Origin of the sequence: Clostridium sp. HCS.1 (assembly GCF_047900555.1) — a bacterium.
Lineage (GTDB): Bacteria > Bacillota > Clostridia > Clostridiales > Clostridiaceae > Clostridium.
This window is the reverse complement of the sequence record NZ_CP170704.1, coordinates 2,832,132-2,855,586: the sequence shown is the minus strand read 5'-3', so window position 1 is coordinate 2,855,586 and position 23,455 is coordinate 2,832,132. Positions and strand designations below refer to the sequence as shown.

The 23,455-nt window shown below is 27.8% G+C and carries 21 protein-coding genes; 19 read left to right on the top strand and 2 right to left on the bottom strand.

The window, feature by feature from the left end:
- Positions 1-167 precede the first annotated feature (167 nt).
- The 10 genes from ACFYH6_RS13575 (at position 168) to holA (ending at position 11,646) form a co-directional block, all read left to right on the top strand.
- A complete protein-coding gene (locus ACFYH6_RS13575) occupies positions 168-2,462 on the top strand; it encodes an AAA family ATPase (protein WP_416178377.1) in 2,295 nt (764 codons plus the stop codon).
- A gap of 168 nt (positions 2,463-2,630) precedes the next feature.
- Complete coding sequence (spoIIAA, locus tag ACFYH6_RS13570) at positions 2,631-2,966, top strand: anti-sigma F factor antagonist (protein ID WP_316343522.1); 336 nt, start codon at positions 2,631-2,633, stop codon at positions 2,964-2,966.
- Positions 2,967-2,979: 13 nt separating this feature from the next.
- Positions 2,980-3,411 carry an anti-sigma F factor gene (gene spoIIAB, locus ACFYH6_RS13565; protein ID WP_316343523.1) on the top strand — a complete coding sequence of 144 codons (432 nt, stop codon included), beginning with the start codon at positions 2,980-2,982 and terminating at the stop codon, positions 3,409-3,411.
- Between the two features lie 9 nt (positions 3,412-3,420).
- Positions 3,421-4,176: an RNA polymerase sporulation sigma factor SigF gene (sigF, locus tag ACFYH6_RS13560; protein WP_316343524.1), complete on the top strand. Its 756-nt coding sequence runs from the start codon at positions 3,421-3,423 to the stop codon at positions 4,174-4,176.
- Between the two features lie 228 nt (positions 4,177-4,404).
- Positions 4,405-4,875, top strand: a complete 471-nt coding sequence (spoVAC, locus tag ACFYH6_RS13555; protein WP_316343525.1) for a stage V sporulation protein AC — start codon at positions 4,405-4,407, stop codon at positions 4,873-4,875.
- 14 nt (positions 4,876-4,889) lie between these two features.
- Positions 4,890-5,909 (top strand): stage V sporulation protein AD, encoded by a 1,020-nt coding sequence (gene spoVAD, locus ACFYH6_RS13550; RefSeq protein WP_416178378.1) that lies wholly within the window; start codon positions 4,890-4,892, stop codon positions 5,907-5,909.
- 15 nt (positions 5,910-5,924) lie between these two features.
- Positions 5,925-6,278, top strand: a complete 354-nt coding sequence (spoVAE, locus tag ACFYH6_RS13545) for a stage V sporulation protein AE (protein ID WP_316343527.1) — start codon at positions 5,925-5,927, stop codon at positions 6,276-6,278.
- A 113-nt stretch (positions 6,279-6,391) separates the two neighbouring features.
- The gene (locus ACFYH6_RS13540; RefSeq protein ID WP_416178379.1) at positions 6,392-8,887 is read left to right on the top strand and encodes a hypothetical protein; all 2,496 of its coding nucleotides are present in this window, start codon (positions 6,392-6,394) and stop codon (positions 8,885-8,887) included.
- Positions 8,888-8,910: 23 nt separating this feature from the next.
- Positions 8,911-10,599 carry a ComEC/Rec2 family competence protein gene (locus ACFYH6_RS13535; RefSeq protein ID WP_416246463.1) on the top strand — a complete coding sequence of 563 codons (1,689 nt, stop codon included), beginning with the start codon at positions 8,911-8,913 and terminating at the stop codon, positions 10,597-10,599.
- A gap of 15 nt (positions 10,600-10,614) precedes the next feature.
- Entirely contained in the window at positions 10,615-11,646 is a 1,032-nt protein-coding gene (holA, locus tag ACFYH6_RS13530; RefSeq protein ID WP_316343530.1) for a DNA polymerase III subunit delta, read from the top strand.
- Between the two features lie 109 nt (positions 11,647-11,755).
- On the opposite strand, the gene rpsT is transcribed toward holA, so the two are convergent.
- Complete coding sequence (rpsT, locus tag ACFYH6_RS13525) at positions 11,756-12,019, bottom strand: 30S ribosomal protein S20 (protein ID WP_191748197.1); 264 nt, start codon at positions 12,017-12,019, stop codon at positions 11,756-11,758.
- Between the two features lie 176 nt (positions 12,020-12,195).
- Between rpsT and gpr the strand changes: the two genes are divergently transcribed.
- The 4 genes from gpr to lepA all read left to right on the top strand — a co-directional run bounded on the left by gpr (position 12,196) and on the right by lepA (position 16,786).
- Positions 12,196-13,170, top strand: a complete 975-nt coding sequence (gene gpr, locus ACFYH6_RS13520) for a GPR endopeptidase (RefSeq protein WP_316343531.1) — start codon at positions 12,196-12,198, stop codon at positions 13,168-13,170.
- Positions 13,171-13,241: 71 nt separating this feature from the next.
- Complete coding sequence (locus ACFYH6_RS13515) at positions 13,242-14,354, top strand: stage II sporulation protein P (RefSeq protein WP_316343532.1); 1,113 nt, start codon at positions 13,242-13,244, stop codon at positions 14,352-14,354.
- Between the two features lie 65 nt (positions 14,355-14,419).
- Positions 14,420-14,857 (top strand): hypothetical protein, encoded by a 438-nt coding sequence (locus tag ACFYH6_RS13510; RefSeq protein ID WP_316343533.1) that lies wholly within the window; start codon positions 14,420-14,422, stop codon positions 14,855-14,857.
- Between the two features lie 120 nt (positions 14,858-14,977).
- The gene (lepA, locus tag ACFYH6_RS13505) at positions 14,978-16,786 is read left to right on the top strand and encodes a translation elongation factor 4 (protein ID WP_316343534.1); all 1,809 of its coding nucleotides are present in this window, start codon (positions 14,978-14,980) and stop codon (positions 16,784-16,786) included.
- 146 nt (positions 16,787-16,932) lie between these two features.
- On the opposite strand, the gene ACFYH6_RS13500 is transcribed toward lepA, so the two are convergent.
- Positions 16,933-17,841, bottom strand: coding sequence for a patatin-like phospholipase family protein (locus tag ACFYH6_RS13500; protein WP_416178381.1), 909 nt, complete (start codon positions 17,839-17,841; stop codon positions 16,933-16,935).
- A gap of 130 nt (positions 17,842-17,971) precedes the next feature.
- Here ACFYH6_RS13500 and ACFYH6_RS13495 point away from each other — a divergent pair, with 130 nt between their 5' ends.
- From ACFYH6_RS13495 to dnaK, 5 genes are all read left to right on the top strand, one after another.
- On the top strand, positions 17,972-18,241 hold the full coding sequence (locus ACFYH6_RS13495) for a hypothetical protein (RefSeq protein WP_416178382.1): 270 nt from the start codon (positions 17,972-17,974) through the stop codon (positions 18,239-18,241).
- A 212-nt stretch (positions 18,242-18,453) separates the two neighbouring features.
- Positions 18,454-19,590 carry a radical SAM family heme chaperone HemW gene (hemW, locus tag ACFYH6_RS13490; RefSeq protein WP_316343539.1) on the top strand — a complete coding sequence of 379 codons (1,137 nt, stop codon included), beginning with the start codon at positions 18,454-18,456 and terminating at the stop codon, positions 19,588-19,590.
- Between the two features lie 185 nt (positions 19,591-19,775).
- Positions 19,776-20,807 (top strand): heat-inducible transcriptional repressor HrcA, encoded by a 1,032-nt coding sequence (gene hrcA, locus ACFYH6_RS13485; protein ID WP_416178383.1) that lies wholly within the window; start codon positions 19,776-19,778, stop codon positions 20,805-20,807.
- A 16-nt stretch (positions 20,808-20,823) separates the two neighbouring features.
- On the top strand, positions 20,824-21,477 hold the full coding sequence (gene grpE, locus ACFYH6_RS13480) for a nucleotide exchange factor GrpE (RefSeq protein WP_416178384.1): 654 nt from the start codon (positions 20,824-20,826) through the stop codon (positions 21,475-21,477).
- A 58-nt stretch (positions 21,478-21,535) separates the two neighbouring features.
- Positions 21,536-23,392, top strand: coding sequence for a molecular chaperone DnaK (gene dnaK / locus ACFYH6_RS13475; RefSeq protein WP_416178385.1), 1,857 nt, complete (start codon positions 21,536-21,538; stop codon positions 23,390-23,392).
- Positions 23,393-23,455: the final 63 nt, after the last annotated feature.

Below are 23,455 nucleotides of genomic sequence, written 5' to 3'. Positions count from 1 at the left end.
ATTAGTTAATATCTGCATTCATATAATTTATAGTATTTATAAAAATGAATTTATTTTTAAAATTAATCCCTAAACCTATGATGTTAGAATATCTATATAATAAATAATTAAAAAAAGGGGGGAAACTGCTTCTTAAAAATTGCTAGTCAATTTGAAGGTGGGAATATATGAAACAAGAATTAACTCCTCAAGAGGTGAAATTTAACTTTAAGTTTAAGGAAAATAAAGAAAACGGCAGTGTGACAATGATACCCGAAATAGATGGAGAGTATGAAAAGATAGGAAGAGCCCTTGGTATAAATAGAGAGGGATATAATATTTATCTAATAGATTCATTTTCAAAGGATAAACTAACAAAACTTCAAGCCTATATAAAGGAGCAGTATAAATACAAATCACCTCCTAAAGATATTTGTTATGTTGTTTTAGAGGATTATAAAAAACCAGAAGTTTTATTTATATCTAATGGCAATGGTAATAAATTAGTAAAGGCAGTTGAAGGGATACGCAATAATTATATTGAGTTAGTTGAAGAGTTTTATAATTCTTCTAAAGAAGATGAAAAAGATGAATTAATTGAAGAAATACAAAGTAAAAGAAATTCTTATATAAGTGAATTAATGGAAATGGCTAAAAAAGAAAATTTTGAGGTGAAAGTTACTAATAAAGGATTTGCTTTTATACCATTAATAAATGGAAAAGTTATAAGTGAAAGAGAATATGATAATTTAGATAAAGAAAAAAAAGAAGTAATAGTGGCAAAAGCAACTGTACTAAAAAAGAAAGCAGAAGTAGTTTTAGTTAAAATTAAGGATATAGAAGTAAAGTCTATAAGTAAGTTAAAAGAAGTTTATAGTGATTTTTTAACGAAAGAAATGGAAGATTATAAAGACGAAATACTTTTTGAATTTATAGATGATGATAATGCATACGAGTATTTAGAAAAACTATTTACTCTTATGGAAAAGGATATAATAGAATGCTATACCATGGATATAGATGAGGATGAAGAAAAGTTATATGAAGTAATAAATAGATACGATATTCATTTATTAGTTGACAATAGTAAGACTTATCATCCACCAGTTATATATGAGGAAGATCCTAGTACAAATAATTTAATGGGATTTCTAGAATATGAAAATCATAATGGAGTTTATACAACAGATATAAATTTAATTAATTCAGGTTCTTTATTGAAGGCTAATGGAGGGTGTTTAATAGTACGAATGAATACATTAGCCAGTAATGGATATTCCTATTATCATTTAAAGAAAGCATTAATGACTAATAAGGTAACCTATGATGCATCAAAATCATATTTGGATATAATTTCCATTAATACTCTGAAGCCACAACCTATACCTATAGATGTTAAGGTTATTTTAATTGGAGATATGGAAACCTATGATACATTGTATAGCTTAGATGAAGATTTTAGTAAGCTATTTCCATTAAGAGCTGAGTTTTATCCAATAGTGGATGTTAATAAAAATGCTGTGAATTATATAAAATCTGCCGTGGACAATAAAATAAAAGTAAATGGCCTTATGCAAATATCAGAAAAAGGAATAAATGAAATTATTAAATATTTATCTAGAAGTGCAAGTAGAAAAACAAAAATTAATATAGATATTGCAGAAATAGATAAAGTTATTATTCTTGCCAATTATAATGCTAAAAAAAGAAATAGTTTATTAATTGAAGATGAGGATATAATAAATGTTGTATATTATAAAGAAAGAATTGAAGAAGAGTATGATAAGCTTTATAAAGAAAGTAAGATTATACTATCAGTTACTGGAGAAAAAATAGGAGTAATTAATGGATTATCGGTATTAGATACTGGATATCATTCTTTTGGAAAGCCTGTAAGAATAACTTGCGTTGCTCATAAGGGAACAGGTAAAATAATTGATATCCATAAAGAAAGTAAATTAAGTGGTAAAATTCATGAAAAATCCGTTAATATTATTAAAGGATTAATTAGTAATATTATTAATTCCTATGAAGACATTCCAGTAGATTTTTATTTGAATTTTGAGCAGTCCTATGGAATTATTGATGGTGATAGTGCTTCTGTAGCTGAAGTTATATGTATTTTATCTGCATTGACAAAGAGGCCTATTAATCAGAGTATTTCTGTTACTGGCTCCATTAATCAGTTAGGGGAAGTTCAAGCTATAGGTGGAGTAAATGAAAAGATAGAAGGATTTTTTAAGGTATGTAAATTTATAGATGATTATAAAGAAAAGGGAGTATTAATACCTTCTTCTAATAAAGATGAATTAATCTTAATGCCAGAAGTAGAGAAGGCTATAGAAGATGGTGACTTTCATATATATGTTATGAATACTTTAGATGATGCAATAGAAACCTTAATTTTAAAAGAAGAAGAAACAATTGAAGATTTCTATTTTAATTTAAAAGAAGAAATTAAAAAATATAATAATATAAAATAATTAATAAAAAAAGAGTTAATATTATATTAATATTAATTCTTTTTTTGTATTAATTCATAATTATGTTTGACTATAAATAAACTAATATGTTAAAATTATGGAAAAAGAAGGAAATTTTACTGGGTGAAGGAGGTGCTCTCTAAAGTAATTTACTTTAGAGAAATTTATATGTATCTTAAATTTGAGAAACGAGATGATACTCTTATAATTAGGCTTATGGGGGAGTTAGATCATCATAGTGCAGAGGAAGTTAGGGTTAAGATAGATGATAGAATTGATAGAGATAACATAAGAAAAGTTATATTAAACTTTAGTGGGGTTACTTTTATGGACAGCTCTGGAATTGGAGTTGTTATAGGTAGATATAAAAAAATGCAAAATAGAAATGGAAAACTATGCGTGGCAGAAATAAATAGAACAGTAAATAAAGTTTTCGAAATTTCGGGTATGTATAAGATAATAGATGTTTATGGAAATATTGATGAAGCCATAGTGAATATTTAATGGAGGGTTTAAAATGGTTGATAATAAAATTAGTATTGAATTAATGAGCAAATCCGAAAATGAAGGTTTTGCAAGAGTAGCAGTAGCTGCTTTTGTTTCTCAGTTAGACCCAACGGTTGAAGAATTGACAGATGTAAAAACAGCTGTTTCAGAAGCTGTAACAAATTCTATAATACATGGTTATGAAAATAAAAAAGAGGGTATAATCAAAATAGAGGCAAGTATTACTGGAAATGAAATAACCATAATAATTGAAGACTATGGCAAGGGAATAAATAATATAGAACAAGCGATGGAACCATTATATACTTCTAAACCAGAATTAGAAAGGTCTGGAATGGGCTTTACTGTTATGGAAACCTTTATGGATAACTTAGAAGTCTTTAGTGAATATGGAAAAGGTACAAAAGTTATTATGAAGAAGAAATTTAATACAGTAAGTTAGGTGAATTAGATGGAAAATGGAAATATAAGAAAAGAGGTGTATAATTACGAAGAAAATTCAAAATTAATACCTCTGGCTAAAGCAGGTAATCAAGAGGCCATGAATAAGGTTATTGAAATGAATTTACCTCTTGTATCTTCTATTAGTAAAAAGTTCTTAAATAGAGGATACGATTATGAAGATATATTTCAAATAGGATCTATTGGTTTAGTTAAGGCTATTAATAATTTTGATGATAAGTTTAATGTTAAGTTTTCTACTTATGCAGTTCCTATGATTATAGGAGAAATTAAAAGATTTATAAGAGATGATGGAATAATTAAGGTTAGTAGAAATGTAAAAAGCTTAGCTAGAAAACTTCATTTTGATAAAGAAGAATTAACTAAGAAGTTAGATAGAGAACCAACAATAGAAGAATTATCAGAGTATTCACATATTGATAAAGAAGAAATTTTATTTGCCATAGAGTCCTCAGTTAATATGCAATATCTTTATGATATTATTCACCAAGATGATGGAGCTCCTGTTTTACTTATAGATAAATTAAGTGAAAAGGGAGAAGATGATAGTGACATGATAAATAGAATTGCACTTAAAGAAGCATTAAGAAGTTTAGATAGTAAGTCAAGACAAATTATTATGCTTAGGTATTTTAAAGATAAAACCCAAGTGCAAGTTGCTAAGATGCTTGGAATTAGCCAAGTTCAAGTTTCAAGAATAGAAAAAAAGGTTTTAGGATTAATGAAAGAAAAATTACAGGAATAAATGTTCATTTTAAAAGCCTTTTATTATTTAGAAATTTATAAAAAAAGATTTTGTAAATTTCTTTTGAGAATTAAGAGAAAATATATAATGTTAATTTCACTGATAAAGTTAAAAGTGATAGTTAGCATTATATTTTTTCTCTATTTTTTTATATTGAAAAAAGTACCAGTGTTGATTTTATATAAAGAGGAATAATAAATTAAGAGAATTATAGAAAGGAGTATTCTTATGTCTAAAAATAAAAGACCAAGTGAGCAACAAATATTACAAAGATTTAAAATTATTGCTAACCAGACTAATCCAAAACCTAAAATAGCTAGAAATTGTGTAAGAGCTTTTTTAGTGGGAGGAGGAATTTGTACTATAGCTCAATTCTTTCAAGAAATGTTAATTAAATATGGATTTCAAGAAGATGATGTTAAGATGTTGCTACCAATTATTATGGTATTTTTAGGAGCATTATTAACTGGTGTTGGTATATATGATAAAATTGCTTCTTATGGTGGAGCAGGAACAGTAGTACCAATTACAGGTTTTTCAAATGCTATAGTTGCTCCAGCTATTGAATTTAAAAAAGAAGGATTTATTTTTGGAGTTGCAGCTAAGATGTTTACGATAGCAGGACCTGTTCTAGTGTATGGAATAGGAAGTTCAGTTATTATAGGAATAATTTATTATGTAATTAAATTATTCATGTGAGAAAGGTAATAGTTATGAGTAAAACAAAAAAAATTGGAAAGCAAACAGTTAGGTTATTAAATCCTCCTAAGATTGTAGCAACCTATTCTATAGTTGGACCAAAGGAAGGAGAAGGACCTTTAGGAAGTTATTTCGATGAAATATTAAATGATGATTTATATGGTAAAGAAAGTTTTGAAAAGGCAGAAAGTGAAATGCTATATACAGCTATAACTTCTGCTATAAGTAGGGCAAAAATAGAAGAAGAAGATGTAGATTATTTATTTGCTGGAGATTTACTGAATCAATTAGCATCATCCTCCTTTGCAGCAAGAGAATTAAATATTCCTTTTTTTGGATTATATGGTGCTTGCTCAACTATGTCAGAATCTTTAAGCGTAGCATCAATGATGCTAGATGGAGGTTTTGGAGAATATGTAGTAGCAGCAACATCATCACATTTTAGTTCAGCTGAAAGGCAATTTAGATTTCCTTTAGAATATGGAGCACAAAGAAGCCCATTAGCTCAATGGACAGTTACAGGTGCAGGAGCTATGGTGCTTGCTAAAGAAGGGAATTTTCCAGAAGTAACCTATATTACAACTGGAGTTGTAAAGGATTATGGAATTAAAGATCCTAATAATATGGGGGCAGCAATGGCTCCAGCAGCAGTTGATACAATAGCTATGCATTTTAAGGATACTGGAAGAAATCCAAATTACTATGATGCTGTAATTACAGGGGATTTAGGAAAAGTGGGAAAGGAGATAACCTGTAAATTATTATTGGAGTATGGTTATGATATTAGAAGTAATTATTTTGATTGTGGAGATATGATATTTGATGATAATATTCAAAAAACAGATTCTGGTGGAAGTGGCTGTGGATGTTCTGCAGTAGTGGCATCAGGATATTTCTATAAAAAGATGATAAGAAAAGAAATTAAAAGTATCTTATTAGTATCTACTGGAGCTCTTATGAGTACCACATCATCTCTTCAAGGAGAAAGCATTCCTGGAATTGCTCATGCTGTTGCAATTGAGTTTAATAATTAGTAAGGAGAAGATATTATGACATATATTAGTGCTTTTATAGTAGGCGGTATTATTTGTGTTATAGGGCAAATACTTATGGATACAACTAAATTAACTCCAGCAAGGATATTAGTGATTTTTGTTACTTTAGGAACAATATTAGGTGCCTTTGGAATATATGATAAAATAATTGAAATTGGAGGAGCTGGTGCCAGTATTCCATTGCCTGGCTTTGGTAATTCTTTAGCCAAAGGTGCTATAAAAGCTGTAGAAGAGAAAGGATTAATTGGTGCTTTTACTGGTGGTATAACAGGTACAGCAGCTGGAATTACAGCTGCAATATTCTTTGGATATACTATGGCTTTGATATTTAATCCAAAGACAAAATGATAATGTATATTTGAAATGGTGAAATAGTACTTTTAAAAAATAACCTAACAATTTATACTATAAATGTTAGGTTATTGTTATTTAATTCGAAAATTTAAATAGGGAGGGGTTTTATGGAGAAGTATTACAACAAATCTTGGATTAAAGTAGTAGAAGAACTTAATAGCGATATTAATAAAGGCCTTTATGAATATGATTGTAGTATAAGAAGAGAAATTGAAAATAATAAAATTAATTTACCTTATTCTAGAGGGATATTTAAATTATTATTAGAGCTAGTAAAACAAAAATATCTAATTATTTACTTAATATTTATCATATTATTTCTATTAAATGAATTTTACATAATGGGAGCCATTATAGCTATTTTATTATTTAGTAATTTAGCAATAAAGTTACATAGTGAAATAAAGAAGGAAAAGGAAATTGAACTTTTACAAAATCTAAATACTTCACAAGTTTTAGTTTTAAGAGAAGGTATTGAAAGATTAGTTGAAGCAGAAGAGTTAGTAAAAGGAGATATAATCTTTTTTAGAAAAAATTCTATAATAGCTGCAGATATTAGAATTATAGAAAGTGAAAACCTTAAAGTAGATGAAAGGGGAGTTACTGGAGATAATTTTATAAAAGAAAAGGATTCAATAAAAATAGATTATACTGTGGAGTCTATTAGTGAAATTTCTAATATGATATTTAGAGGATCTATAGTTAAAGAAGGTTCAGGTAAGGGAATAGTTGTAGAAGTAGGAGGAAATACACAGCTTGGAAAGTTAGTTAATGTTATTAGTAATACTAATAATAAAAGTAATTTTCTTATAAAAAATATTGAAAATAATATAATGAAGGTGGTTTTATGTTTATTATTGGTACAAGCTATCTTAGTTTTAGTTCTTCCAGGGAAAATAACAAATAAAAATGAACTTTTAGCGCAAGGGATATTTTCAGTTATTTCAATAGTGTTTCCATTTATTTTCCTATATTATAATAAAGCCTTTAGGAAAAAAGTTTTAGTGGAAGATAATATAGAATTAAATAATACTTCTGCTATATCTTTAGTAAATGATGTGAAAATATTCTTTATGGATAAGATAGGTAATATAAGTAAGAAGGAACTTTTTGTAGATAAGATATATACAAATGAACAAATATATTTATCAAATAAGATAGATATAGCTGATATAAATATAAAGAGGCTTATAGATATAGCTATATTGTGCAATAACTCTAAATATAATATAGATAATAAATATATAAAAGGCAGTATATTTGAAATAGCCTATGTTAAGTTTGGTGAAGAAAATTCTATTAATAAACAGAGATTAGAGGGATTAAATAGAAGAAAGTTTGAACTTATTAATTCTTCAGATAGGGGAATGGCCACTACTTTAAATAAGAATAGAAAAGGATATAGATCAAATTCAAGAGGAAATTTAGACAGAATTTTAAGCTGTTGTACTCATATTTTAATCAATGGTATTGAAAGAGAAATAACCTCTGAAGATATAATGAAAATTAAACTTGCAGATTTAAGTTTTTCAAAGGAAGGTTTGTTAACAGAAGCTTTTGCATATAGAAGTTTCAATTATGAACCATCAAAATATGAAAATGTAGAAAGCAATTTAGTTTTTGTAGGAATTATAGCTTTAGAAAATCCATTAGTAGATGATGTGTTAGATGATATTAATACAATTATAGATTCTGGAGTTTTACCTATAATATTTACAGAGGAATCTACTATATCGGCAGAAACTTTTGGAAGAAAAATTGGTTTAATTTCTAGTGAAGATCAAATAGTATCTGGTATTGATTTAGAATCATTGAATGAAGAGGAATTAATAAAAATAGTATCTAAGGTTAGAATTTATTGTAAGGTTAATCCAGAGATTAGAAATAAAATTATATCATTATACAATAATGATGGCTATGGATTTATTGCTGAAGGAAAAAATTTAGCTGACTTGTCTATAGTAAGTCTAGCCAATATTGGAATAGTAAAAGGAAAGGTTTCAATGTTATTAAGAAGAATAGGAGATGTTTACACTGAAAAAAGTAGTATAAAAACATTTTTTAACTTAAAAAATAGAGAAAGTGAAATTAAAGAAGCAGTTAAAGCTGGATTAAGCATATATGCTATTATTACTTTAGCGGAAATAATATATTTAAATTTCCAATATTATTTCATAAATGGAAACTTAACTAAAGAATATTATATTATTTTAATGAATTTACTTTTAATAACGCCTGTAATTTTACTAAATATATTGTGTGAAAATAATTCATATAAGGGTAAAAAGGTAGTTATAAAGGGTATCTTATTTGCTTTACTTCCAATAGTAGCAGCATACTTTATAAAAAATAGCTTTGATATAATAGGATTCTTATTTATTGGTGGTATTACTATCATAGATACTATTATTAACTGCAATATTTTTACTAAAAACAACTTAAAATATATAAAACTTTTAATAGTGATACTTTTAATATATGTTTTATCATTAACATTATTAATTATGTTATTAGGATTTAAGTTTGATTTAGTTATTTTAATAATAGTTGGGTGGATTTTATTTATTTTTGCTATAGCAGACTTAATTATAAAAAAATGGTAAGACTTTAAAATGAGGTGTTGCCATTGAAGTTAAATAATAAAGAAAATATACTACTTTACATATTCTTAGTTTTTATATTATCAAGTTGTATATTTTTACTTTTCTATAAAGAAAAATGGCTAGCGATACTATTTGTTAGCTGTTTTTTTATTTATCTTATTTTCTTAAAAAGATTAGAATTAGCTATAATATTGGCTATATTTTTCCTAATACCAATAATAAATAATTTTTTATACTATAATTTAAATACTAATTCTAATGAAGAAATAAGAATAGTTTCACTAAATAGCTATGGAGGAATAGGTGAAATTAAGGGCAGAAAGGTATACTTATCAGGGAATTTTCAAGATATTAAACTAGGCGATAAAATATTAGCTAAGATAGAATTTAGAAAGGATATTAATATTGAAAGAGGGATATTAGGAGAAGTAAAGGTAGAAGAATATGAAAAGTTAAATTTAGATTTAAAGGGTAAAATTTATAGGATTAGAGAAGAAATTTTTAATAAATTAAAAGAAAAGTTAGGAAGTAGAAGATCAGCTTTAATAACATCTATATCCTTTGGATATACAGAGTTTTTAGATAGAGAAGATGAAAGTACAATGAAGAATTTAGGGGTATTGCATGCTGTATCTGTATCAGGACTTCATATGGTTATAGTATATTCTTTACTTAAAAAAGTTTTAGGGAATAAAATAGCACCTATTGTCTCCATTATGTATGTAATTTTTACTGGAGCAGCTATATCAACTGTAAGATCCTATATAATGTTATTATGCTTAAGTTTAGCAGTACCTTTTAGAAGAAGTTACAATCCTTTAGCAGGTCTATCATTAGCTGGGACTATATTAATTTTATATAAGCCATATAGTATTTTCGAAGTGGGATTTCAACTAAGTTTTTTATCAACTCTTGGAATAATTTTATTTAATAAGAAATTTAATAAAAATTTATATAGATTACCTAAGTTCTTAAGAGAGGGGACAGCTATTAGTTTATCCTCTCAAGTATTTACTTTTCCTTTTTTAATATTATACTTTAGAGAATTTTCATTAGGATTTCTAGTAGGGAATTTAATACTTATGCCATTAATAAATGCAATTGTAATTTTAGGAAACATTTTAGCATTAACAATAAATTTTGAAGTTATATTTAATTATCTCGCTTTTCTTGCCTATTATGCCACCTTATCTATAGATATAATTTCAGAGAAGCTACTTAGTATTTTACCAAGTATACTATTCTTAAATGAAATAATATCAGTAATCTATATAATACTATTAATTACTATTTATTTTTATAGAAAGGGATATAAAAGGGTTATTTATTTTCCAACAATAATATTATTTTATTTATTTATTAACTTTTATAGTCCATATCCAAAGCTTCAGTATTATAGGGATGGAGTATTATTGATTAGCTACAAGGGGGAAAGAAGCTTAGTTGCTACCAAGAAAGGTGTAGATTTAAAAAAGTATAAATTTATTTCATTATCTAATAGTGAATATAAAAATTTTAAAAAGGTAAAATTAAATAACACTATTGAGATAGAAAAACTAAACAAAAATATTTTAATAAGAAATAAAATAAACAGATATTTAATAAAGCTTTCTAGTGAGAAATATAATGAAAATTATGATATAATAGACTGCAAATATAGTAATTATGTAAAAATTGTTTTATTTAAAAATAAAGTTTTAGTAATTAATTAAGAAAGGTAGATTGCTTTGATAGATTTTGATGTACTAGAAGGTGAAGTTAAGAAGGGGAAAATTGACAATTCTTATATCTTTTGTGGATTAGATGAAGAACTAATTAAGGAAGGAATAAACTTAATTGTTAATACTACTATTGATAAATCCCTACTTGATTTAAATTATATAAGATTAGATGGATTAACAACAACCTTTGATGATATTATGAATGCTTGTGAAACTATGCCTTTTATGGGTGATAAAAAGGTAGTTGTTGTATATAGAGCAGGTTTCTTAAAGGATAAAAGTGATGCTGCAGGCACAAAGCTTTACAATGATATACTTAAATATTTAAAAGACTTGCCCACCTATACAGTTCTTATAATGTATTATTTATTTAATGATAAAAGAGATACTCCTAAGAAAAGTAATAAATTAAAATCTTTAGAAAAGGTTTCTAAGGTAGTATACTTTGATAAATTAAAAAAGGATAGATATTATAAAAAGGTAGAAGAGGTATTTAAAGAAAAGGGAAAAGAAATAGGAAAAGTTGAGTTAAGATATTTTGCAGAAAAAGTGCAAAATAACTTTGATATAATTAGAAGAGAAGCGGATAAGCTTATTTCATATGCAGAAAATAGAGCTATAAATAAATTTGATATAGATAAGTTAATTGCAAATTCTAGTGAAGATGATATTTTTGATTTAGTAGATTTTATTTCTCAAAAGAAGGTAGAAAAAACTTTAGATTTACTTTATGATTTATTATCTAAAAGTGATCAACATATGCTTATTATTTCTAACATAGAAAATAATTTTAAAAGGCTTTATGAAATTAAAGTTATGGTTCAAAGTGGAGCAAATGCCAATGATATTTCATCTAAATTTAAACTTCCAACCTTTGTCTGTGAAAAGTTAATTAATCAATCTAGCAAATTTTCTATAAAACAGCTTCAAAAAATAATGGAAATATGTTTACAAACTGAAAATAAAATTAAAACATCAGGTGTAGATAAGAATATGGAAATGGAGCTAATGATATTTAACATATTTATGACTAAGTAAATATAAATGAAGAATAAAGAATGTAAAATGAAAAATTGATGAAAAAACTCCTATAGGAGTTTTTCTAATAAAATAATAGCCGATCCATTTGGATCGGCTTCTTATTTGATTACGCCATAGCGTTTAACTTTGCAGCTAATCTTGATTTCTTTCTAGCTACCATGTTCTTGTGACATACTCCTTTTTGAGCTGCCATATCTAAAGCTTTAACAGCCTTAGGGAAAAGAACCTTAGCTTCTTCTACGTTGTTTGCAGCAACAGCTACTTCAAATTTCTTTACAGCAGTTTTTAAAGCTGATTTAATCATTCTGTTTTGAGCAGTTTTTGCTTCAGTTACTTTAATTCTCTTTTTTGCTGATTTAATATTTGCCATTCTAAATTCACCCCCTTAATAATTTTATTAGGGTCTCTTTGCAGTTTTGGGGAAATCTGCGTTCGAGTTCGTTTTTAACATACTAGATTATATCATTGAAAGTTTAGAAGTTCAAGTATTAAATTGAAACATTAAGGAAAAATAAAAGAGATAATAGTTTTTTTGGAGGTATTTTTATGATTAATGTAAGAACAGATTTAGCCATAGAAGCTAGAGATATGTACACTGAAGAAAATAAAAGGGAGCTTGATGGAGTTATTGTAGATGAAGAAAAAGAGGGGGATATAAAAATAACTACTGTAAGTATAGAAAGTGATGAGGCTGGTAAAGAATTGGGAAAGCCTAAAGGTAATTATATAACAATAGATTTCCCAGAATTTACTCATTATGATGGTGAATCTATGGATAATGTTTCAAAGGTTGTGGATAATGTTTTAACTAGATTAGTAAATATGCCTGAAGAAAAAACAGCATTAGTTGTAGGACTTGGAAATTGGAATGTAACTCCAGATTCATTAGGCCCAAAGGTAACTGAAAAAATTATGGTTACTAGACATTTAAAGCAAGTTATGCCAGAGGCTATAGATGATTCAGTAAGACCAGTTTGTTGTATATCCCCTGGGGTTCTTGGAATAACTGGAATAGAAACTGGGGAAATAATAAAATCATTAGTAGATAGAATAAAACCTGATTTAGTTATATGTATTGATGCTCTTGGCTCAAGAAAGCTTGAAAGAGTAAATAGAACTATACAAATTAGTGATACAGGTATATCTCCAGGAGCAGGTGTTGGAAATCATAGAATGAAGATAAATGAAGAGTCTTTAGGTGTGAAGGTAGTAGCTATTGGAGTTCCTACGGTAGTTCATGCAGCAACTATAGCAAATGATACTATAGATCTTGTTCTAGATGGCCTTATTAGTAAGGCTGAAAAAGGAAAAGAATTTTATAATATGCTAAAGTCAGTAGATAAGCTTGAAAAAAGCCAATTAATAAAAGAGGTATTAGATCCATATGTAGGAGATTTAATGGTTACACCAAAGGATGTTGATGCTGTAATTGAATCCTTAGCAAAAATAATTGCAAATGGTATTAATATGGCAATTCAACCCAATTTAGATATGGAAGATATAAATAAGTTTATGAATTAAAAAAATATTTTTATATTTATTAATAATTATGTAACTCTCTAAATATATTTATTAGAGGAAGGGGGAGTTGCATGTATTCATTAAGACAAGGTTCACCTAATAATAAGAGGGCAAGAAGAAATGGAAAGTTAGGTATTAACAGTAAGAATTTTAGTATGGGATATTTAATTATTATAGTAGCTTGTATAATATTTGTTATAAGAGCAATTAATGTAGTAAATAACTACAATGATCCAGGCGGATATGCATATGTTCAAATGCTTAACTTTTCTATGCCAGTAGTAAAAACTGCAGTTTATGATGAAGGGGCATATGTAGAAAATAATCTTTCTTTAAAAAATGTGGCCTTAGAAGCTGTGGGAATAAGAGGTATAAATGCATATAATATAGTAGGGAAGGAAGTAAGCTTATTTAGCAAAATGTTTGGAGGTGCTGGAGTAGCATCATCAATAAATAAATTAACACCATTCTCATTAAAAACAGAAAGTATAGCTAAGATGACGGATGAAGAAATTGCTGAATTAAACAAGGTAAGCGCAGCCTATGATCCAAGTTTAAAAAAGCCTTTAAATAATTCAAAACCAGAAGTGTTAATATTCCATACTCATACAACAGAAAATTATTCAGAAAGGGAAAAATTAACTACAGATACTGATTTTAATGTATCTGGAGTTGGTGATGTTTTAGCTAAAGAACTTGAAGAAGGTTATGGAATATCTGTTATTCATGATAAAACTAATCATAGTGTTGTTTATGACGATGCATATAGTAGATCTAATGAAACTTTAAAAAAATATTTAAATGAATATGGGGATTTTAAAGTTATAATAGACCTTCATAGAGATGGAGTAGATAGTGCTAAAGCAGATAGATTAAAAGACGTATATACAGTTAATATGAATAATGAAAGTTTAGCAAAAATGATGTTTGTTACTGCTGAAAATAGTAGTAGATATCCTGCAAACAAGGAATTTGTTGATAAGATGTATAATACTGCAGTTAGATTATTTCCTGACTTAATTAGAGAAACTTATGTATGGAGTCCAGGAGCTTTTGCTAATAATTATAGCTTAAGTGATAATCTTATACTTATAGAAGTAGGATCAAATGTAAATACAGCACAAGAAGCAAAATTAACCAGTAAGTATATTGCAAGGATAATAGCAGAGAATTTAAATAAGTAAAATATGAATAAAAATTGATTTTTATGAGCATCCTTTAGATAGTAAAAATACTAGGGGGTGCTTTTTTGATTAATAAAAAAGTTCTAATAGGAACATTAATTTTTTTTATAATAATAATATTAGGCAGTGTACAAGTTAATATTATTAACACCAAAGCTTTATCACCTGTGGGTAATGGTGATGATAATTATGAATTAGTTAAAGAGGAATTCGGTAAGGATTTTGAAGAGTTTATTAAGGATGATGCAGAAGTAAAGATTTATACTCCTAAGGATAAAAATGAAAATACTACAGTAAAAGTGTATAACAAGGAATTCATAATAAATATGAATAATAAAATAACAGAAAAATTTTATGATGTTGGTGGATTTTTATATAATGGATTTAATAGTATAATAGATAAAATAAATGGTAAAATAAAGACTAATGAAGTCAATACTGAAAGTGGAGATTTAGATAAGATAATAGATGATTTTTTACAAGATAAGAATAATAGTAATTAACACATATTAACAACTTCATATTTATATTGACACACAACCTAGGCATTATGATATAATTTACCTTGAAAATTATAATGGGGGTGAAGTGACTATTTGCTTATTTAAGCAATAGTTTAATATATGAGTAGTAATAGACAAGAAAGAATTAGAAATTTTTCTATAGTAGCCCATATAGATCATGGTAAGTCAACCCTAGCTGATAGATTATTGGAAGCCACAGGAACTCTTACCCAAAGAGAAATGGAAGAACAAATACTTGATAATATGGAAATAGAGAGAGAAAGAGGTATAACTATTAAGTCTCAAGCAGCAAGACTTATTTATAGAAGACCTGATGGAGAGGAGTATATATTAAATTTAATTGATACTCCAGGACACGTAGATTTTACATATGAAGTTTCAAGAAGCTTAGCTGCATGTGAAGGAGCTGTATTAGTAGTAGATGCAACTCAAGGGGTTCAAGCACAAACACTAGCAAACTGCTATTTAGCTTTAAATAATGATTTGGAAATTGCACCAGTTATAAATAAAGTGGATTTACAATCTGCAAGACCAGATGAAGTTAAACAAGAAATTGAAGATATTATAGGGATAGAAGCAGAAGATGCACCATTGATTTCTGCAAAAACTGGTTTAAATATTGCAGATGTTTTAGAGACTGTAGTAGAAAAGGTACCAGCACCTAATGGAGATGAAGATGCACCACTTAAAGCCTTAATATTTGACTCTTATTATGATAGTTATAAGGGTGTTGTTTCTTATGTTAGAATTTTTGATGGTGTTGTAAAACCAGGTACAAAAATTAAGTTAATGGCAACAAATAAAATTTGTGAAGTAACTGAAGTTGGTGTATTTACACCTAAGGCACTTCCAATTAATGAATTAAGAGCAGGGGATGTTGGATATATTGCAGCTTCAATAAAAAATGTAAGAGATGCAAGAGTAGGTGACACTATTACTGAAGCAGATAGACCAACAGCAGAGGCATTACCAGGATATAAACCTGCAGTACCAATGGTTTATTCAGGTATTTATCCAGTTGATGGAGCAAAATATCAAGAACTAAAAGATGCATTAGAAAAGCTTCAAATAAATGATGCTGCTTTAAGCTTTGAACCAGAAACATCAATAGCTTTAGGCTTTGGATTTAGATGTGGATTCTTAGGATTATTACATATGGAAATAATTCAAGAAAGAATAGAGAGAGAATTTAATTTAGATATTATTACAACTGCACCGTCAGTTATTTATAAAGTAATAAAAACTAATGGAGAAGTAATAGAACTTACAAACCCAACTAATCTTCCAGAAGCTACAGAAATAGAATATATGGAAGAACCAATAGTTAAGGCAAGCATAATAGCTCCTTCAGATTATGTTGGTGCTGTAATGGAATTATGTCAAGAAAGAAGAGGAACCTTCATTGATATGCAATATTTAGAAGAAACAAGAGTTTCTATTAATTATGATATTCCATTAAATGAAATTGTTTATGATTTCTTTGATACATTAAAATCTAGAACTAGAGGATATGCTTCATTAGATTATGAATTTAAGGGATATACTCAAACCGAATTAGTTAAGCTTGATATTATGTTAAATGGTGATGTTGTAGATGCTTTATCTATGATAGTTCCAAGAGAAAAAGCTTATGAAAAGGGAAGAGGTATAGCAGAAAAACTTAAAGAAATAATACCAAGACAAATGTTTGAAGTGCCAATTCAAGCAGCAGTAGGATCTAAAATAATAGCTAGAGAAACAGTAAAAGCTATGAGAAAAGACGTACTTGCAAAATGTTATGGTGGAGATATTTCAAGAAAGAAAAAGCTGTTAGAAAAGCAAAAAGAAGGAAAGAAGAGAATGAGACAGGTTGGCTCAGTTGAAATTCCTCAAGAAGCATTTATGGCAGTATTAAAAGTGGATAAATAATTTATAATAAAAAATGCTAAGTCAATTTGACTTAGCATTTTTTATTAGATAACTATAAGAATAAGGTGGTAATATTATTTTATATAAACAAATAATGCTTATATAATTTATTATATATCAAAAAAATACAAATGCTACTTAAATATTCACTTGAAGTAAAAATTATTTAAATATTTTATTAAATTTGATAAATCACAGTTTTTACCTATATTCTTTAAATAATGAATCAATTTATAATCATCTAAATCTATAAATTTTGGCACCTGCGGATTTATTCTAAAGTAATTTTCTTTTAAGAATTCTTTGCAATATAAGTCTTCTAAGTTAGACATACCATCCATTAATAAAGCTAGTAATGGGGATTTCATCTTTGCAAAGGGATGAAATGACCATTGAAGTATTCCCCATTTATGAGTCTTACCTATTATTCTTTCAGGGCTGTCTCCTGTACCAATAGATAAAAGTAATATATCTTCTTTTCTATACTTAGGTAAAGAAGATAAAGTTGTGGCAATAGAAATGGCAGTAGGAGAATTAGCTACTACTCCACCATCTATATAGTTTTTATAGGATGGAAAATATGTAGGAGCAGCACAGCTAGCTAAAATAGCATCTCTAGCAAGAATATAACTTGTATTATTCTTAGATAAGTTGTTAAAAAACACAGGTTTCCAGGATTTTGTATGTTCATCTCCTAAGTAAAAGGCTGGAATAAATATATATTTTTTAAAATCATTTATTTTGAATTTATCATCAAAATAATTTGAGATAAATCTTTTTAATAAGGTATTGTTAAACTTTGGCTTTATAATATTAAAATTATAATTAGAAAAAATCTGTCCAGAAACTTCTCTAGAATATAATTTCTCTAATTCCTCTATAGGAACACCTTTAGCTAAGAGTGCGGCAATTATAGAGCCTGTAGAAGTTCCAGCAAAGAGATCAATTTCATTTAAAAAGTTTGGATATTTAGCTATTATTCTAGATAGAATTTCAACACTTAAAGCACCTTTAATTCCACCACCATCAAAGGAAAGTATTTTAAATTTTTTCATATATTACTCCATAAATAAATTACTTATATATAATATTCAAAAGTTTTTTTATTGATATAAATATTAAGTAATTAAATTTTGATTTTTGAAATATATTAAAATGTAAAGTAAATTTAGTGAGGTGGATAATATGTTGGAGGTAAATAATAGAGATTTAAAAAAGAAGGGGAAAAGCTTAAGAAATAAAGGGATAATTACTGGAATGTTAAAAAGAAAAAATGGACAAGTATATAATATTCAAATGAATGGAAATGATTTAGATACATTAGTAGCTAGAAGTGGATTGAATTTAAGCTTACCAATAAGGTTTCAGGGAGATTTAATAAATACTAGAATAGATATAGTACAAAGAGATGTTATATATCACAATATTATAAATGTAGATTTACGAGAAGTATGAGATGGTGCTTCGCACCAATGAAAAATGTAAAATGAAGAATGAAGGTTGAAACTCCTTTAGGAGTTTCTAAAATAAATATAATTACATCTAAGTTTTAAAAGGGGCTATTTAAATAGCCCTTTTTCACGTGTATTTAAGCTTTATATTTTGAATTTTGAATTAGTTCTGTATAATAGGGATAAGAGAATTTTATTAAAGAAAGAGTTGATAATATGGAAAAGAAAAAAGAATTATCTCTTTATATACATATACCATTTTGTAAGCAGAAATGTTTTTATTGTGATTTTCCTTCTTATGCATCTATAGATTACTTAAGAGAAGATTATGTTGATGCATTATGTAAGGAGATAGAGGATAAAGGAAGTAAGTATATTATAAAAAGTATATTTATAGGTGGTGGAACACCATCTTATCTTGAAACTAAGGAAATAGTTAAGGTTTTAAATTCTATAAAAAAACTTCAGCTTATGGAAGGCATGGAATTTACTATGGAGTGTAATCCAGGAGCTTTAGAAGAAGAAAAATTAACAGCTATGTTAAATGGCGGAGTAAATAGAATAAGTATGGGACTACAAGCAGTACAAAATTCATTGCTTAAGGATATAGGAAGAATTCATAGTTTTAAGCAATTTGAAGAAAACTTTAATTTAGCAAGAAAAGTTGGATTTAAAAATATAAATGTAGATTTAATGTTTGGACTTCCTAATCAAAAAGTTGATGAATGGAAAGAATCTTTAGAGGTAATTGCTAAGTTAAATCCAGAGCATATTTCTGCCTATAGTTTAATTATTGAAGAAGGAACAGCTTTTTATAAACTTTGGGAAAGAAATAAATTGATTTTACCTTCAGAAGATGATGAAAGAACTATGTATGAAATAACCAAAAGTATATTAACTAAGCATGGATATCATCAATATGAAATATCTAATTATGCAAAGGCAGGTTTTGAATGCTATCATAATAAGGTTTATTGGAAATGTGAGGAGTACTTAGGACTTGGATCAGCATCCACATCATTTATAGATGGGAAAAGAATTAAAAATATAGAAAATGTAAAAAAATACATAGATAGAATTAATTCTGGAGAAGAAGTTTGGGAAGAAATAACAGAAAATACAATTGAAGATAGTATGGAAGAGTTCGTATTTATGGGGTTAAGAATTCTTAGTGGGATAAGTTTAAATGAATTTAAAAAAAGATTTGGGGTAAATATTGAAAGTATATATAAGGATGTTATTGAGAAAAATATTAATAGAAAATTATTAGTCTTAGAGAATGATACATTAAGGTTAACTGAGCAAGGAATAGAGTTATCTAATTCTGTAATGAGTGATTTTATATTAACTTAAATGTATTAGAAAAATAAAGAAATTATTAGAAAAACAAAGAAAATAAAAAATAAATTAATAAAGTTAAATGAGATTATTTATTTTGTGCCTAAATAAAATTGACAAAAAACTTAATAAGGAATATATTGATATTGTAGTCATTAGCACTCGATGATATTGAGTGCTAACAGATAGAGGTGATATTAATGGCTATTGATGAAAGAAAAATAAAAATACTTCAGGCTATCATTAATGACTATATTATGACTGGTGAGCCAGTAGGATCAAGGACAATAGCTAAAAGATATGATTTAGGAGTAGGATCAGCTACTATTAGAAATGAAATGGCTGATTTAGAAGAAATGGGGTATTTAGAACAACCTCATACTTCGGCAGGTAGGATACCTTCCAATAAAGGTTATAGATTATATGTAGATAAACTAATGGATACTGGAAGGTTAACTAAGGATGAGGAATTAAAAATTAAAGAGTATTTAATTAATTCTGCAATGTACGAAGTAGATAAAATAGTTAAAGAAGCTTGCTCGCTTCTTTCAGAATTAACAAACTTAACTACAGTAGTACAGACTCCTTCTGTAAGAAGTAGTTATATTAAATCTATTCAATTGCTTCCTATCGATAATCATAATTTGGTTTCTGTAATAGTTGCAGATAGTGGAGTTATTAAAAATCACAGAATAAGAGTTAATAATATGCCACAGCCTGAGACTATTCAAAAGATTAATAATGTTTTAAATAGTAGGCTTAGAAATTTAACTATTGAAGAAATTAATTTAGAAGTTATAAATAACCTAAAACATGAATTGCAAGGTTTTGATGAAGTATTTAATGGAATTCTTCCTGCTTTATATGAAACATTAAAAGAGTCTAATAATACAGAGGTTTTTGTTGAAGGAACAACTAATATTTTTAATTATCCTGAGTACAATAATATTGAAAAAGCAAAAGAAATTTTATCTCTAATAAATGATAAGGATAATTTGCTAGATTTAATTGAACCAGGTAATGATATTACAATTAGAATAGGAGAAGAAAATTTCTTTCCTGAAGCAAAGGATTGTTCTATTATATCAGCTGAATATTCTGTAGATGGTAGACCTATAGGAAAGATTGGATTAATTGGACCAAAAAGAATTAATTATTCAAGGGTTATAGCAATTATGAATGAAGTTATGAAGGAACTTAATAAAAGTTTAAAAAATCAAATTATAGAATAAGAGATGAGGTGTTTTTGTGGAGGATATTAAGGAAACATTAGATAACCAAAATAATTCAGAAGACGCTACTAATGTTAATGACAATGTTGACACTGAAAAAAGCGAAGAAGCAAATTTAGATATGGAAGCAGATTCAATTAATTCTTCAAATGATTCTACTGAGGATTCTTCAGAAGATATAGTGGAAGAAAATAATGATAAGGAAAATGAATTAGATGCTATGCGTAAGTTAAAGGATGAAAATAAAAGATTGACAAATGAAGCAGAAACTTTAAAGGAAAGATTACTTAGATTAACTGCAGAATATGACAATTATAGAAAAAGAACTTCTAAAGAAAAAGAAGGAATATACACAGATGCTTGTACAGATGTGTTAAAAGAAATGATTCCAGTACTTGATAATTTAGAAAGAGCTATATCAGTTGAAGGAAATGTTGAAGATATTAAAAAAGGAATTGAAATGACTATAAAAGGTTTTAAAACATCTTTCGAAAAACTAGGTGTAGAAGAAATTGATGCTACAGGAGAATTCGATCCAAATTATCATCAAGCAGTAATGCATATTGAAGATGAGAACTTAGGTGCAAATTCAGTAGCAGAAGTATTCCAAAAGGGATATAAAAGAGGCGACAAGGTAATTAGATATACAGTAGTAAAGGTAGCTAATTAAATTTAAGACATATTAACTAAATTTTAATATAGAAGATATATTTAGGAGGAAATAGATTATGGGAAAAATTATAGGAATTGACTTAGGAACTACTAACTCATGTGTAGCTGTAATGGAAGGTGGAGAACCAGTTGTAATCAGCAACTCAGAAGGTGCAAGAACTACCCCATCAGTAGTTTCATTCCAAGCAAATGGAGAAAGATTAGTAGGACAAATCGCAAAAAGACAAGCAATTACTAATCCAGATAAGACAGTAATATCAATAAAGAGACATATGGGAACAAATTATAAAGTTACTATAGATGGTAAAGAACATTCACCACAAGAAATATCAGCAATGGTACTTCAAAAAATTAAAGCAGATGCAGAAAGCTATTTAGGAGAAAGTGTAACTCAAGCAGTTATAACAGTGCCAGCTTACTTTAATGATTCTCAAAGACAAGCAACTAAGGATGCAGGAAGAATTGCAGGCTTAGAAGTTTTAAGAATTATAAACGAACCAACAGCTGCTGCTTTAGCTTATGGATTAGACAAGATGGATACTAACCAAAAGATATTTGTTTATGACTTAGGTGGTGGTACTTTTGACGTATCTATACTAGAATTAGGTGATGGAGTATTTGAAGTTCTATCAACAAATGGTGATACTAAGCTAGGTGGAGATGACTTTGATGAAAAAATCATGCATTATATAGCTGATACATTTAAGGCTGAAAATGGAATAGATTTAAGAAATGATAAGATGGCTCTTCAAAGATTAAAAGAAGCTGCTGAAAAAGCAAAGATTGAATTATCTTCATCAATGCAAACTAACATAAACTTACCATTTATAACAGCAGATGCCACAGGTCCAAAGCACATTGATATGAACTTAAGTAGAGCTAAATTTAATGAAATTACTCATGACTTAGTTCAAAGAACAATTGAGCCAATGAAGAAAGCATTATCAGATGCAGGTCTTTCATTAAGCGATATAGATAAAGTAATATTAGTTGGTGGATCTACAAGAATTCCAGCAGTAGTAGATGCTGTTAAGAACTTTACTGGAAAAGAACCTTCAAAGGGAATTAACCCAGATGAATGTGTAGCAATTGGTGCTGCTATTCAAGCAGGTGTATTAACTGGAGAAGTTAAGGATGTATTATTATTAGATGTAACTCCATTAACATTAGGTATTGAAACATTAGGTGGAGTAGCTACACCACTTATTGAAAGAAATACTACAATTCCAACTAAGAAGAGTCAAACATTCTCAACTGCAGCAGATGGTCAAACATCAGTTGAAATTCACGTAGTTCAAGGTGAAAGACAAATGGCAGCAGATAATAAGACTTTAGGAAGATTTACTTTATCTGGAATAGCTCCAGCACCAAGAGGAATTCCTCAAATCGAAGTAACATTTGATATAGATGCTAATGGACTAGTTAAAGTATCAGCAGTAGATAAGGCAACTAATAAAGAAGCAAATATTACTATAACAGCATCAACTAACTTAAGTGAAGAAGAAGTAGAAAAGGCTGTTAAGGAAGCAGAAAAATTTGCTGAAGAAGATAAGAAGAGAAAAGAAAAAATAGAAGTTAAAAATAATGCTGATCAAGTAGCATACCAAACAGCTAAAGCTTTAGAAGAATTAGGTGATAAGGTATCAGCAGATGATAAGGCTAAGGTTCAAGCAAAATTAGATGAATTAAATAAAGTTAAAGATGGAGAAGATCTTGAAGCTATAAAGAATGCTATGGAAGAATTAAATAAAGAATTCTATGCTATTTCATCTAAGATGTATGCAGATGCTAATCCAAATGGAGCAGAAGGTGCAGGTTTTGATCCAAACAATATGGGTGGAGCAGGAACTAACAGCACTCCAAATGATGATAATGTAGTAGATGCAGATTTTGAAGTGAAAGACGATAAATAGTTGTAACCTATTAGTCTAATATATATAATATAGGAGGGAAGACAAAAGTCGTCTTCCCTTTTA

Excerpts from the sequence above, each read along its gene's own strand:
- lepA (WP_316343534.1), top strand. The coding sequence starts at position 14,978 with ATGAGTAGTAATAGACAAGAAAGAATTAGAAATTTTTCTATAGTAGCC.
- ACFYH6_RS13540 (WP_416178379.1), top strand. The coding sequence starts at position 6,392 with ATGGAGAAGTATTACAACAAATCTTGGATTAAAGTAGTAGAAGAACTT.
- gpr (WP_316343531.1), top strand. The coding sequence starts at position 12,196 with ATGATTAATGTAAGAACAGATTTAGCCATAGAAGCTAGAGATATGTAC.
- hemW (WP_316343539.1), top strand. The coding sequence starts at position 18,454 with ATGGAAAAGAAAAAAGAATTATCTCTTTATATACATATACCATTTTGT.
- hrcA (WP_416178383.1), top strand. The coding sequence starts at position 19,776 with ATGGCTATTGATGAAAGAAAAATAAAAATACTTCAGGCTATCATTAAT.
- spoIIAB (WP_316343523.1), top strand. The coding sequence starts at position 2,980 with ATGGTTGATAATAAAATTAGTATTGAATTAATGAGCAAATCCGAAAAT.
- spoVAC (WP_316343525.1), top strand. The coding sequence starts at position 4,405 with ATGTCTAAAAATAAAAGACCAAGTGAGCAACAAATATTACAAAGATTT.
- ACFYH6_RS13495 (WP_416178382.1), top strand. The coding sequence starts at position 17,972 with ATGTTGGAGGTAAATAATAGAGATTTAAAAAAGAAGGGGAAAAGCTTA.
- ACFYH6_RS13515 (WP_316343532.1), top strand. The coding sequence starts at position 13,242 with ATGTATTCATTAAGACAAGGTTCACCTAATAATAAGAGGGCAAGAAGA.
- ACFYH6_RS13575 (WP_416178377.1), top strand. The coding sequence starts at position 168 with ATGAAACAAGAATTAACTCCTCAAGAGGTGAAATTTAACTTTAAGTTT.
- ACFYH6_RS13500 (WP_416178381.1), bottom strand. The coding sequence starts at position 17,841 with ATGAAAAAATTTAAAATACTTTCCTTTGATGGTGGTGGAATTAAAGGT.
- spoVAE (WP_316343527.1), top strand. The coding sequence starts at position 5,925 with ATGACATATATTAGTGCTTTTATAGTAGGCGGTATTATTTGTGTTATA.
- rpsT (WP_191748197.1), bottom strand. The coding sequence starts at position 12,019 with ATGGCAAATATTAAATCAGCAAAAAAGAGAATTAAAGTAACTGAAGCA.
- dnaK (WP_416178385.1), top strand. The coding sequence starts at position 21,536 with ATGGGAAAAATTATAGGAATTGACTTAGGAACTACTAACTCATGTGTA.
- spoVAD (WP_416178378.1), top strand. The coding sequence starts at position 4,890 with ATGAGTAAAACAAAAAAAATTGGAAAGCAAACAGTTAGGTTATTAAAT.
- spoIIAA (WP_316343522.1), top strand. The coding sequence starts at position 2,631 with ATGTATCTTAAATTTGAGAAACGAGATGATACTCTTATAATTAGGCTT.
- sigF (WP_316343524.1), top strand. The coding sequence starts at position 3,421 with ATGGAAAATGGAAATATAAGAAAAGAGGTGTATAATTACGAAGAAAAT.